Annotated in this window: 10 protein-coding genes; 5 read left to right on the top strand and 5 right to left on the bottom strand. The window is 42.5% G+C overall.

The features are described 5' to 3' along the window. Window positions 1-112 precede the first annotated feature (112 nt). Together recD and KZA12_RS06255 are read left to right on the top strand one after the other, a co-directional pair. Complete coding sequence (recD, locus tag KZA12_RS06250; RefSeq protein WP_218689627.1) at window positions 113-2,449, top strand: exodeoxyribonuclease V subunit alpha; 2,337 nt, start codon at window positions 113-115, stop codon at window positions 2,447-2,449. Between the two features lie 14 nt (window positions 2,450-2,463). Beyond that, entirely contained in the window at window positions 2,464-3,057 is a 594-nt protein-coding gene (locus KZA12_RS06255; RefSeq protein WP_218689628.1) for a MepB family protein, read from the top strand. 86 nt (window positions 3,058-3,143) lie between these two features. Here the strand turns inward: KZA12_RS06255 and KZA12_RS06260 are convergent, their stop codons facing one another. Together KZA12_RS06260 and KZA12_RS06265 are read right to left on the bottom strand one after the other, a co-directional pair. Beyond that, window positions 3,144-3,707 carry a hypoxanthine-guanine phosphoribosyltransferase gene (locus KZA12_RS06260; RefSeq protein ID WP_201624165.1) on the bottom strand — a complete coding sequence of 188 codons (564 nt, stop codon included), beginning with the start codon at window positions 3,705-3,707 and terminating at the stop codon, window positions 3,144-3,146. 107 nt (window positions 3,708-3,814) lie between these two features. After that, window positions 3,815-4,483 (bottom strand): hypothetical protein, encoded by a 669-nt coding sequence (locus KZA12_RS06265; protein WP_218689629.1) that lies wholly within the window; start codon window positions 4,481-4,483, stop codon window positions 3,815-3,817. A gap of 514 nt (window positions 4,484-4,997) precedes the next feature. Here KZA12_RS06265 and KZA12_RS06270 point away from each other — a divergent pair. The 3 genes from KZA12_RS06270 to KZA12_RS06280 all read left to right on the top strand — a co-directional run bounded on the left by KZA12_RS06270 (window position 4,998) and on the right by KZA12_RS06280 (window position 8,434). Beyond that, entirely contained in the window at window positions 4,998-6,677 is a 1,680-nt protein-coding gene (locus KZA12_RS06270) for a carbon starvation protein A (RefSeq protein ID WP_216580412.1), read from the top strand. A gap of 322 nt (window positions 6,678-6,999) precedes the next feature. Further along, a complete protein-coding gene (locus KZA12_RS06275) occupies window positions 7,000-7,278 on the top strand; it encodes a cory-CC-star protein (protein ID WP_324033930.1) in 279 nt (92 codons plus the stop codon). Window positions 7,279-7,408: 130 nt separating this feature from the next. Further along, complete coding sequence (locus tag KZA12_RS06280) at window positions 7,409-8,434, top strand: ArsA family ATPase (protein WP_218689630.1); 1,026 nt, start codon at window positions 7,409-7,411, stop codon at window positions 8,432-8,434. 52 nt (window positions 8,435-8,486) lie between these two features. On the opposite strand, the gene KZA12_RS06285 is transcribed toward KZA12_RS06280, so the two are convergent. The 3 genes from KZA12_RS06285 to KZA12_RS06295 all read right to left on the bottom strand — a co-directional run bounded on the left by KZA12_RS06285 (window position 8,487) and on the right by KZA12_RS06295 (window position 12,844). Then, on the bottom strand, window positions 8,487-10,187 hold the full coding sequence (locus tag KZA12_RS06285; RefSeq protein ID WP_256932856.1) for a DUF3482 domain-containing protein: 1,701 nt from the start codon (window positions 10,185-10,187) through the stop codon (window positions 8,487-8,489). Between the two features lie 157 nt (window positions 10,188-10,344). Beyond that, on the bottom strand, window positions 10,345-11,316 hold the full coding sequence (locus tag KZA12_RS06290) for a sterol desaturase family protein (protein WP_218689631.1): 972 nt from the start codon (window positions 11,314-11,316) through the stop codon (window positions 10,345-10,347). Between the two features lie 157 nt (window positions 11,317-11,473). Beyond that, window positions 11,474-12,844 carry a DUF2868 domain-containing protein gene (locus KZA12_RS06295; protein WP_218689632.1) on the bottom strand — a complete coding sequence of 457 codons (1,371 nt, stop codon included), beginning with the start codon at window positions 12,842-12,844 and terminating at the stop codon, window positions 11,474-11,476. Between the last annotated feature and the right edge of the window lie 284 nt (window positions 12,845-13,128).

Below are 13,128 nucleotides of genomic sequence, written 5' to 3' on the forward strand. Positions count from 1 at the left end.
TTGGTTTATAACGAATAAGCACGCGGCCAGCATTCTACCAATGCTACTGAAGAAAAAATAGCTCTCCAAGCAGTTAAAAATAAGCCATAGCACTATTAATTACGGACCCATAATGACTCAATCAGCAGATAAGCAATTATTAATCAAGCCATCGACCAATGCAGCGAAAAAAACATCGACTAAGCTAGCAGCTAGCGCCGCTTCTGTAATTCAATCACCGCTAATAACTGGTGGGCAAAGCTCGGTTGAAGCGGGTAGTGTTAGTAGCAGTTGGGCGCTGACTGTTAGCGACTATTTACTACAGCGTCGAGCGCAAACCCACAGCGCTTATAAAGGCCAGTTGCAACCTTCACCACCAGTAAGCACTGCTCTAGCTAAGGCCGATAATGCTAGCCAAGACTATCTATTCACTGCCATATTTGCGCTGCTAGTACAGCGCTTAGAGGAAGGTCATACAGTATTAGTATTAAATGATGAGACAGATAACGCTTCTGTTAATACTGCTGCTATAAGCGATGACCTGCAAGACCGACAGACTAGCTTTGATAGTCTATACCTCTGGCAACAGCAGCTTATGCAACCTTTACTCCAGCCTTTATTGTCGCAGGCACAAGGCAGCTTTGCTAGCGAGCTAGTTTCTGTAGACTTGTTGATGCAGTCAGATAGTGAGTTATGGGTTAAGACGGTATTACAGTCCACTTTGCCTAAGTATGAGCTGCAAATATTACAGCAGCATTATCAAGTTTGCTTAGGACTTTACAAGCAGCTGCAACAGCTAGCGCACTATAGTGATTCATCAAAAAATAGCCTAAGCAGATTTATAGATATACTAAGCCAGCAAGCCCTTTTTAGCCAAGTAAAAAAAGAAAATGATCGACCTATAGTATGGCAAGTGCAGAGCAGATTAGATGATGATCCTATCCAAGTCACCTTATGGCTACATCGCACTTGGCAAGCAGAGTTCGCTTTAGCTGAGAATATTATGCGCATTAAGCAGCAACAAGTACCAGCACTACCTATAACGCTTAATGCTTCCCTCAATCCCGAACAACAACAAGCTATTCATATGGCCAATCAATCGGCTTTTAGTATTATCACTGGTGGACCTGGCACGGGTAAGACTTTTACTGTAGCTCAATTAGTCATTGCGCTACAACAAGCACAACTATCAGATCTTACAAGGGCAGGGGATAGCAACAAGACCAATCTTGCTTTAGCCGCGCCAACTGGTAAAGCTGCTCAGCGCATGCAAGAGTCGTTGCAAGATGCCATACAGCAAGCAGGCATTCAGATGCAGCTGCCAGAGGCTAAGACTATACATCGACTGCTGGGTATCGGCCAAGGTGGGCAGCCTCGCTATAACAGTGACAATCCACTAAGCGAAGACATTATCATTGTTGATGAGGCTTCTATGCTTGGGGTGGAGTTGGCCAATCATTTAGTCAGCGCTGTAAAGCCGAACGCTAGACTTATTCTATTAGGTGATGCTAACCAGCTTGCGGCGGTAGATGCTGGCGCGGTATTAGCTGATCTATGCCAGTTACCAGCGCTGCAAGAGGTTAGTCAAAGGTTAACTCTTAGTAGACGCTTTACTGATGATTCTGGGATCGGACAGCTTGCGCGGCTGATCAATCAAGACGATAAGAACATGCAGGAAGTTTGGCAACTGATAAATAACAATCAAGCGCTAAGCTTTCATCATCTACGTCGACAAGCAGAGTCTCAATATGAGCAACAACAGTTGCCCATATCTATTCATACAAAAAATAGCCTAAGTAGTTATGAATTTCTAAACATATTAACTCAAAATTACGAAAATTATATAAATAAATCAAAAAAATCTCTAAAAAAGACTCAGTTAGCGAAATCCGTGCCAAATGATAGTATTAGAGAAGATTTTAATGATTTAATGGCCTCGTTAAATGATTTTCGCATTCTTACAGCCGGTCATCATGGGCATTGTGGCGATCATAACATCAATCATTATCTGAGCGAGCAGCATAAATTTAAGCTCAAACTACCGTTGTCAAAATCCTCTTGGTATCAGGGTCGTCCGATAATGATACTACAGAACAACTATGAGCTAGGATTGTTCAACGGTGATATAGGCATCTGTATGCAGACTCAGGCAGGGCAGTTGCAAGTGTTGTTTGAGAACAAAGCCCAAGGCATAGCCATTAATATGTTTAGCGATGAGATGATTGCCACAGCTTATGCTATGACTATTCATAAATCACAAGGGTCAGAGTTTGAACATGTGGCGATAAGTTTCGATGATAGTAATGGGCGATTACTAAGCCAAGAGCTAATCTATACGGCGGTCACTCGTGCTAAACAAAAAATATCTATATTCAGCACTAGTTCAGCTTTTACTCATGCTCTCAATACCCCAACAGTTCGCCAAACCGGTCTCGGACTACAGTTCGAAAAAATACAGACTATGAACTAGGGTTAGAAATAGCAATGTATTGGTTTAAAGCAGCAGTAAAGCTAGTTGAGAGCGCCATTTATACACCTAGTAAGTTAGTTATTACTAACCTCAAAGAAGAAACTCAGAACTCAGAATATGCAGCAGGGACCTTTACCTTATCCTCACGGATAATTAAGGCTAGGATTGATGGTTCAACATACTTTAGTAACACAGCTCGTTTTAGAGTCGCCAAGATAACCCCTACTAAAATTGGCCAGTTTGTTACTTTTTGGCAAAAAGGGAGTGACGGTATTAACCAGCCTTATGACTATGATGAGGTCCCAGACTTGCTTATTATTAGCGTATTTAAGGACTACAATGTTGAAGGTGATAGCCGCAGAGATGGAATCAAGATAAATAATAGCAGCTTTGGCCAGTTTGTATTTCCAAAAGCTATTTTGCTTAACAAGGGAATTTTAAAATCGAGTTCCGCTCAAGGTAAGATGGGCATGCGTGTCTATCCTAGCTGGGATACACCAACCAGCAACAGCGCTATAAAAACTCAACAATGGCAACTTAACTATTTCTTTGCAATGAGCGACATTAGCTCACTACCTATAGATAAAATCCTAGCGCTTTACGGCTAAGTAGCCGGTACTGTTAGCAATAAGCCTTAAAATAAAGCAAAAAAAGCATCCAAAACGGATGCTTTTTTAATTATTAATACTTAATTTTATAATTTGTCTTCTTTAATGGCATAGATGCCTGGTAAATGACGCAAGTAACCATGAAAATCCATACCACAGCCGTATACATAACGATCAGCGACTTCAATACCAACAAAATCAACGTCAAAATCATTCACTTTACGGTCATGCTTCTTATTAAGTAGCACACAAGTTTCGATAGAAGCAGGGCTTTCTTTACCTAGTTCCTCAACGATTGTTTTTAAAGTGATGCCTTCATCAAAGATGTCATCAATCAGTAATACATGCTCGCCTGCAATATTGACGTCAGGCTTAAATTTCCAATCAAGCTCATTAGTACCTTGGTTATCACGATAACGAGAAGCATGGATATAGTGCATACGATGGTAAAAGGTTAGATGAGTAAGTAGTTGTCCAGCAGGGATCAAACCACCATTCATTATCACCATTACGATTGGGTTAAGACCCACATAATGTAGATTAAGCTGCGCGGCAAGGCGCTCATATGCTGCTGCAACTTCGATACTGCTGATAAGACATTCTGAGTTACGTAGAGTCTGTTCGATTTCTTGATTACTGATCTGAGTCATAGGGTGCGCCTTCGGTAAAAAGTGCTGCTTATTTTAGCAAGGTTTAATTGATTTTCCTAATAAACATCGCTATTCAAGCAAAATTAGTATGGTTTTAGCTGAGCGCTCTATTGAGACTTTTCGACGATAAAAGGCCGATAGTAATTTGCCAAGCGATTCATTGAAGTATCTGGTAGATCCGGTAGCAGTTTATTTAGGGCCATGCTCATGCCTTTGTCGATTGCCGCTTTAGCCATCGGCACAGACTTGCGTTTTATCATTCCTAACTTGAGAGTTTCAGCAAAGCGGGTAATGAAGTGAGTTAGCGTTGCCTCATTCATAGTCTCAAGCGCGGCTCTAAATTTTACCGCATCGACACTCTCTGGGGTCACAGCAGCAAAACCTTCGACAATCTTTTGAGATTGTTGCTCAGTAAGCTTAAAGCCAACACGGATAAACCCTTCGTTATCAATGAAAGTAGCTTTATCTTTTAGGAAGTTAAAACTAGGCATGATTTCTTCGTTGTTCTCTTTACCCAACAGTATATTAAGCAGAGTATCAGCAGCTTTTTCGATAGTGATAATAATTTTGCTCATTGCTGCTTGACGCTCAGGATTAGGGATATTATCAATCAACCCTACTAACAAGTTATCAATAAGATCCTTGGCTGTCTGTTTAGTCAAAACGTCACGATAAGGGTAGTAATCTACCGATTGCTTAGATTCGATAATTTGTTCTGCTTCTTTAATCAGTATCTTAAGCTCGTCTGAAGGTATGAATCCAAAATAATGTGCCATTATGCTGCCTATGTCGAAGGTTCTTTAGTTGTTGTATGCAATGATACCGTTTACTGACTTAATAGCGTTACATCTTTAGTCATATCAGTTACAATCCCAGTCAACGCTGATTTATCAATCAGCAGCTGATTACTCCTAGGTTGATAGCATTGAATAAGGGCAAATACACTAATAAGTTACTGTAATTATAGCTTAAAATTTTTCGTGGTTTGTTAACTATCGGCTATTATGCACTTAGTAGTTCACCATAATAAGTCATTATCATAACTTATCATACTCGCAAGATTTTAATCATCAAAGCTTACATGGCAAAATAGTAACTCCTGCATAGCGCAATACCCCAAACAGACAACTTCAGTATTTAGCTACTAGTATCAATAGGGCAGTTGCCTTTTATCAGCGGTTAGCTATGCAGAAAATTGATAAACACCATAGAAGATAGTAATAGGCAAAATACTGTTGCCAAACTATTTCCCCATTATCTAGGAAAAGATAAAATAAAAGGAGCAAAGGAATGAATAGTGCCATCGTATTAATAGTTGGCGTCGCTTTGATGCTATGTGGTTATGCTTTTTACTCAAAGTTCATAGCCAGTAAGATTCTAGGATTAGATAACAGTATTGCCACGCCAGCCCATACTATGAAAGATGGGGTGGATTACGTTCCTACTAACAAGTTTGTATTGTGGGGCCATCATTTTACTTCAGTCGCTGGAGCAGCACCGATCATTGGTCCCGCTATTGCGGTCATTTGGGGTTGGTTGCCAGCAGTGATTTGGGTGGTTTTTGGTACTATTTTTATGGCGGGTGTTCATGATATGTCTGCCATTTGGGCCAGTATGCGTAACCGAGGTCAGTCTATCGGCTCGATCGCTGGTACAGTTATGGGCACGCGCGTCCGCAGCTTAATGATGGTAGTTATTTTCTTATTATTATTAATGGTCAACGCCGTATTCGGTGTGGCTATCGCTAATATGATGATTAAGACACCGTCAGCCGTATTGCCAGTGTGGGGCGCATTAGTCGTGGCCTTTATCATTGGTCAATGTATTTATCGCTATAACATGAATTTGGTGTGGGTTTCTATCATTGGGGTGATTGCCTTATATGGTCTTATCTATTTAGGGCCTATGTTCCCAGTCGTATTGCCAGAGACCATCATGGGACTACCTGATAATGCGGTTTGGATCATTATCTTGTTTGCTTATGCAGCAGTAGCTTCGCTATTACCTGTATGGATGCTCTTACAGCCACGCGATTATATTAATGGCTTACAGCTGTTCGTCGGTCTAATCTTACTATACGCCGCTATATTTATCTCAACTCCTGACATTGTTGCGCCAGCCATCAATACTAACTTACCGATGAGCGCACCTTCTATCGTGCCATTGTTGTTTGTTACTATTGCTTGTGGAGCTATTTCAGGCTTCCATGGCCTAGTAGCTACGGGGACTACTTCTAAGCAAATTGATAAAGAAGAAGATACCCGTTTTGTTGGCTATTTCGGAGCTTTAGGCGAGGGCATGTTAGCCCTTGGTGCTATTCTAGCGGCTACTGCTGGATTTGCCACCCTAGGGGATTGGCAAGCGGTTTATCAAAACTTCGGTGATGGCTCTATCGGTGCCTTTATCGACGGTGGTGCTACTATCTTGAGTAATGGTGTTGGTATCGACATGGTATTATCACAAACTATGCTTACCGTTATGGCGGCGTTGTTTGCTGGTACGACTATGGATACTGGCGTACGACTACAACGCTATATTTTCCAAGAGTTTGGCGAATTTTATAACTTGCCAATATTGAACAAAGGCTCAGTAGCGACCTTCTTAGCCGTAGGAACCTGTCTGCTATTAGCCTTCGGCGCTGGCGGTATTGATGGTGCTGGTGGCATGATTATCTGGCCATTGTTTGGAACGACTAACCAGTTGATGGCGGCCTTAACCTTAATGGTGGTTACGGTTATCCTATTACGCAAAGGTAAGCCGGTTTGGTACACCTTAGCACCACTATGCTTCTTATTAGTAATGACTTTACTTGCGTTATTGATTCAGCTGAAAACTTTCTATGATGAGGGTAACTGGCTATTGATTATTATGGATATAGTTATTCTTATTGCTTCAGTATTAGTTACTTTTGAGAGCTTTTCGGTACTGCGCCGTGAGTGGTCGACCTATAAGGGTAAGAAAACCAGTTAACCCTTAGTTAACTAAAGGGTTGTAACAGAAAAACGCTGGCAGTTGCTGGCGTTTTTTTATGCTCAATAAAAGCAGGAATTATATATATAAATTGATAGATAGGTAGATTGATAGATTTAGAAACAGAATAAATAAGATACTAAGCACTTAGCGACTGATAGCTATACGGATATAGAGCACAAAATGCTATATTAGCTAAAAACATCAATAATTAGGGTCAATTATGCATAATACAGATGGTGATAGTTTGATAGGTGGTGTCTTCGAGACTTCAGAGGGTTTTGATCCTTTATCAGACCTGCCAGCTGATAGCGCAGACGATATAACTCCTATAACCACTAACAGCTCAACTTGGTGGCAGCGCTTTTCGGCAGGGCTTAATGAGTTCTATCATGCCCCTTATCGACAAACTATGGCGCGAGCAGCACGTGATGAAGAAGATTTCTTTATGCTGCTAATGTTTGCTGAGAGCTTAGGGATTGATAATCCAGCGAGCTTTTATACCTTAGAGTTGCAGCCGCTGTTCTTAGAGAACTTCCATGAATGGCATACGCGTATGGGTATGGATAGATGTCCGTTTGACCATGTTGGTTGCTGCTAGTGATGTTAGCTACTATGCATAGCCCACAAGCAGAGTAAGTAAACCTTAGCTAGCAATAAGCACCGCCGTAAAAGTTTAAGCTTAGCCTAATTGCTTAGCCTAACTATAAATATAATAAAGAGATTACCCTATGGCCCTACAGTCCTTAGACAACTTAGTTACCCAATTATCAGCACAGCCAATTATCTTCGTTGGTGGCAAAGGCGGGGTAGGAAAGACTACTACTGCAGCAGCACTCGCCAGCCAATTCGCCGCTAAACACAAAAGAACCCTTATTATCTCAACTGATCCTGCGCATAGCCTAGGCGATGTGCTAAATACTAAGCTCAACAATGAAAAAACAGCAATCAGCCCTTATCTCGATGCTATTGAACTCAATCCCGATATTATCGTTGACGCCCACTTTGCCCAAGTTGAACGTACTATCAGGGCTTATGCCAATCCCGACATGATGCCCAAAATACGTGAGCATCTACAGTTATCAAAGTCAGCGCCAGGAGCACAAGAAGCCGCGATGTTAGAGTCTATGTGCCAGCATTTAATAGCTGCTGCTGACGCTGGTTATCAACACATAATATTCGATACTGCACCAACAGGACATACCTTGCGGCTGTTAGTGTTGCCTGAGATGATGGGAGCATGGACAGATGGATTATTAGCGCAGCAACGACGACAAGCCAAGTTACGCTCAGTGGCTACTCATTTAGATAGTCACTCTAATAAGATAGCAGCTAGTAAAGCCAATAACCATAAAGACTTGGCCAATCCATTTCAGAAGCACAAACCCGATCGTTGGGAGCAAGCCGTAGCAGTATTAGAGAAGCGTAAACAGCTATTTCGTCAGGCAGGACAGCTATTACATGAGCGTACTCAGACGGCTATCTTATTAGTGATGACCGCCGATATTCTACCTTTAGCAGAAACTAGGCGAGCTATCGAGCAGTTGGAAGCGGCAAAACTCACGCCAGCGGCTATAGTGATCAACCAACTCATAGACCCTGTACAAACAGATAACTTTTGGCAGCAACGTGCCGATAGACAGCAGCAGATAGTGAAGGATATTGAGAATAGCTTTAAACGCTATCCCTTGTATTCGGTCTACTTACAGCAAACCGATATCCGTGGTACTAAAGCCTTGAGTGAATTACTAAAGTAGGCTGCTAAGCTATTAATAAGCTATTAAGTTGCTAATTCATTAAGCCGTTAAGCTAGTCACCTGCCAGCTTGTGAGCTTCAAGTTTATTAGCTAGGGACCAAGTAGCATCCATTCGTAAGCTCTGCGCTAACTCTGACTTACCACTGCTCAACGATGACCATTGCGGCTTACCTCGGGCTTTTTTTAGCTCGCTAGGTAATTTATGGCTCGGCCATGGGGTGATTGAATGATTATCAGCGCTGTCATTTTTAGCATCATCGCTGCTGTGGGTAATAGCACTATCATCTTGATATAGCATTTGGGTAGCATCAGTCGCCGCATGACCACGATGGCGTAGAGCCGTCAGTAGATCCATCGCTCTGGTCGCTAATAAGGTCAAAGTAGCCGGATCAATATATAAGCGTTTCACCCCAGTGAGCTTGTCGGCGATACTACTAGTGTTAGACAACAACCCACCAGCAAGACCACCCAAAGCGGCTCCTAATCCTAAGGTAGTCCCTAACGCTGCCGCATCTATCCCTAATCCTAATAGTGCGCCTGCTGCGGCACCTGAGGTAGTGCGAATACCGTAAGTTTTGAGTAATTCAGGATCGAATGGGTCTTGCTGGTAAGCTTTTAATTCAAGGGGCGTTGCTGCTACTGCATTGTCATAAAACTTGTAGGAGTTTAACAATTTATTTTGCATAGTCCTTTCGCTTTGACGAACGGCTTCTTGCATCTGCGTTAACACTGGCATCGGATCATCGTCTTCATTGATCTCTCGTACAAAGGCAGCCACGTTGAGCAGAAAGTCAGCAATAATAATATTAGCTTCATCATACAGACGCGCCCAATCAGCAGCTCGACTGTCCATCAGTTGCTCAAGCATCTCAGAGTGGGTAAGCATAGTGGCGAGATTCTGCCACAAGTGCATTTCATCCTCAAACTCAAAGGCTACTGAGTCAAAGCGGGTAGAGATATGCAAGTTACGTCGTGCCAGCATCGTCTGCCAATCATCAATATTGGCATCTTGACTATCAGTGAAGTTAAACACCGGCATGACCGGAATCGCCGCCCAAGATAAGATAGCCAATTCATCTTTATATTTACCTAATACTGGCTCCCGAGCATCGACAACATAGATGGCCATATCACTTGCCAGCACTTGGCGAATCACTTTAGCTTCTTGACTGTAGTCTTGATAAACAGAGCCGTCTATGTGCTCAGCGCCTTGCGCGATATCTGCGGCTAAGAACTGCTGCAAGCGCTCGATACCATCACGACGACTGGCAGTGTTGTCCTCTAGCCAATCCATCAGACCCGAAGCATCTTCTAACCCTGGGGTATCATACAAAGCCACTAGTACTTCGCCCGTCTGGCTATCGGTTAACTGCGCCCGCTCAACATGTCGAGTAGTCGCTGCTTCATTTTTGACTTCACCAAAATACACATCTCTGAGTAAGGTGCGCAGTATTGAGGTTTTGCCAGTATTAGTATGACCAACAACGGCAAGCTTTAGCGCTTCGCCACTAGCAATGGTTTTTTTAGTCATCGGTGATTTTTCTGACCACTCAGCATTAGCATCAGTAGAAACTAATGCAGAGGACGATAGCGGTTCTGAGTAGTGCGCACTAACATCGTTGTTACTGTAGCTATTATCGGCAGCAGTAGGCTTTAATAAGCTGGTATTCTCTACAGCGACAGCATCACTTTTTAGGGCTTTATCGGCGAATAGCCCTTTTGATTTATCAGTCGACTGATTATTGTTATTCATAATAATTTCTTATAGTAAATGAGAAGTGTTATAGCAATTTTACCGTAAAGTCAGGCAAATATAACTATATATTAATAACGGCAATTGTTGGTTAAGCACAGAAGGTTAAGCCATTAATTAGTACTAATAAAAAAGGCTAAAAAAATAAAAGCCGCTGCTAAACTGCATCAGGCGGGCTAAATAATACTTTTACTTTATTCTTCAGCCCCTTAGCATGAAAGAATTGCTGCCACATTCGATAAAAGGCTGCGAAAATCAGCTGAAAAATATTATCGTTACTGCGCTCGCCAACTGCCCCGTAACGCACCGGATTGTTAATAGCATCTTCTTCGACATAAGTTCCGAACCAGCGGTCAAACAGTATAATGACGCCACCATAGTTTTTGTCGATATACTCACCATTAGTACCATGATGAGCCCGATGGTTAGAAGGGGTATCAAAAATATATTCAACCCACTTGGGGAGTTTTCCTACCGTTTCAGTATGAATAAAGAATTGATAAATCAAATCAATAGCGTAGAAGAAAAACACCCAGACAGGATGCACACCAAGCAGCATTAATGGTACGAAGAATAACCACCAACCAGTGACTGAATACAGTAAGCTTTGACGCATCGCTGTCGATAAGTTCATCTGATCATCAGAGTGATGCACCACATGCGCTGACCAAAACCAGTTCACTCTATGTGAGCTGCGATGAAACCAATAGTAACTAAACTCCACTGCAATAAAAATAGGAATAGCGCTCAGCCAAGTAACTTCAATAGTAAATAGCCGATACTGGTATAGCCATAGACATATTGGCAGCACAATAAGCGCTTGCACAATCAACTCAAAGCCTAGATAAGAGCCACCTAGACTAAAATTGGTTGCGGCTCGACGCCAGTGAAAGGCGCTGCTATCACCGCGACGCGCTTGATAAAACCATTCTGCTAAGAATAATAAAAAAAACGGCCCACCCATCAAAGGTAACAGCCACTCTTGCCAATGGGCAGGCAAAATACTAGTCAATGACGACTGCCAAGCTTCAGGAGCAATAGATAAGATGCTTTGATTCAGTGTGTCTTTGACGCCATCTAAAGTCTGACTATACTGACCTAAGCTGATACCGTTATCTGTCTCTGCCATATCATTTCACCCCATTCCACCTAAGAGTACTAGCTAACCTAGCTGTTTTAACATGTTGTTTTAATATGCAGCTTGAGACTCTAAAAGACTAGTATAAGTTATGGGCGCTTGGGTCATCTGCTAAGTTTATGGCAGCATCTCAGTTGCTAACAAGCTACTAGCCAGCTACTAAGCCAATTTTCCGTGCTGCAAGGGCGGTTTGCCATTGTTGATAACGCACATTGTTAAAGGTGGGGCTGCTCACATCGGCATTAGTTTCCAGCGTTTGATTATTCAACAGCTGCACTATAACCCCGTGTTGAGCATGCGCCGCAATTTGATCCAATTTTCGAAGTGTCCCTCGATCTGGTAGGGCCTTATCGTGGATGCCTAACAGCACTTGGAGCGGTTGTTGATCTAGATAGGTCGTTAACCGTGCCAAGTCCTCACGATCATCAATAATACCGAAATCCTCGACAGCTCCAATAGCGCCATCATAGTGCTCAAGACCCGCTTGCCACCATAGAGGGTTATTAGTCGGATACTCAAGCAGTGCCACTAGCTTAGCGGCACTGCTGACTACGGCTTTGGGGGCTATAGGCGCAGCCACTGCCACAAAGTCATCAACATCTATCACTTGACGCTGCCAAAAATTTATTATCTTTTGATAATAAGGCGTCTTGATATCTAAGCGCATCTTTTTGCTACGGAACATCAGCGCACAGAATGACCAGGCCAGCGCCCGTGGTACGATGCCATACATGAGCAGGCTACCAATCAATAGCCCTGCCCACTGCCGAGCAATAGCTAAGGGCAGGGCATCAGTGACCAAGCGGCTTTGGACGATTGCCGCATCATTAGGCACATCGAAGCCAACCATACTAGGCAGCCACCCTAGCACTCGAGTCAAAGTGATCAACGCTTGATCTGAGAGCAAGGTAGACTCCCAACTAAAACTATACTGACGAACAATTAATAAAAATATAATCGCTAGCAGCATACCAGTCAAAGTAGCCAGCCAGAGCTGATGACTGAAACGACCTAGATACCAGCGCATACCGCTATGTTGCAACTGCTGCTCATACAAGCGCACGGCGGCTTGGGTAACATCGTCTTTACCACGAATTAAATAACTGGGACTCACAAAACTGGCAAACCAATTAGAGGAGTGCTTTGATTGATTGATTAAAGTCATTACTAGCCAGCCTACTAGCATAATAGTATGAAAACCTAGCAAACAAACGAGCACATAAAAGAAATTAACCACATTAGCTTGGAGTAAGGTAAACAAGCCAAAAAACCCAGACACGCACCAGATCACACTCATGATGACCATAATGCCTTTGAGGCGTCCTTCTATCTTGCCTAAAACTCCTGCCAAAGCGCCATTGCTGTCTATGCGTGAAGCACGCCGATGTAACTTTTGTAGAACAGTACCGTCCTCTAGTTGCAGTTTTTCGGTTACTAGTAGCGGGTCAGTCGCAAAAACATGCTGCTCCGTCTCAAGGGTGCGCACCAGTTCAGTTAATTGGTCTTGGGGTGATAACATAGCGAAGGGATATCCATAGGGTAATGTTTGAGCAGATAGTAGATATTTGCTTGTTTCTCTATTGTAACTCATAGTGAATAGTTATAATCTAACTAAATAAATCACTCAAAATGGCAAAATATCTCAAAAAGTTGACCAAATGGTCAAAAAACTACTAGCGGTTATCAGAAATAAGCGTTATGCTAAAACTGAGCAACCGATCTAGCAAAACTAAAATGCACACAATAGACAAACATTCTGTTAGATTGCTACCTATTGTTGATAATAAAACATGTTTTTGCTTC

This window comes from Psychrobacter sp. BF1, from assembly GCF_019279065.1.
Lineage (GTDB): Bacteria > Pseudomonadota > Gammaproteobacteria > Pseudomonadales > Moraxellaceae > Psychrobacter > Psychrobacter urativorans.

What these genes read in the sequence shown, in the direction of transcription:
- recD (WP_218689627.1), top strand. Translation starts at nt 113, where the DNA reads ATGACTCAATCAGCAGATAAGCAATTATTAATCAAGCCATCGACCAAT.
- KZA12_RS06255 (WP_218689628.1), top strand. Translation starts at nt 2,464, where the DNA reads ATGTATTGGTTTAAAGCAGCAGTAAAGCTAGTTGAGAGCGCCATTTAT.
- KZA12_RS06260 (WP_201624165.1), bottom strand. Translation starts at nt 3,707, where the DNA reads ATGACTCAGATCAGTAATCAAGAAATCGAACAGACTCTACGTAACTCA.
- KZA12_RS06265 (WP_218689629.1), bottom strand. Translation starts at nt 4,483, where the DNA reads ATGGCACATTATTTTGGATTCATACCTTCAGACGAGCTTAAGATACTG.
- KZA12_RS06270 (WP_216580412.1), top strand. Translation starts at nt 4,998, where the DNA reads ATGAATAGTGCCATCGTATTAATAGTTGGCGTCGCTTTGATGCTATGT.
- KZA12_RS06280 (WP_218689630.1), top strand. Translation starts at nt 7,409, where the DNA reads ATGGCCCTACAGTCCTTAGACAACTTAGTTACCCAATTATCAGCACAG.
- KZA12_RS06285 (WP_256932856.1), bottom strand. Translation starts at nt 10,187, where the DNA reads ATGAATAACAATAATCAGTCGACTGATAAATCAAAAGGGCTATTCGCC.
- KZA12_RS06290 (WP_218689631.1), bottom strand. Translation starts at nt 11,316, where the DNA reads ATGGCAGAGACAGATAACGGTATCAGCTTAGGTCAGTATAGTCAGACT.
- KZA12_RS06295 (WP_218689632.1), bottom strand. Translation starts at nt 12,844, where the DNA reads ATGTTATCACCCCAAGACCAATTAACTGAACTGGTGCGCACCCTTGAG.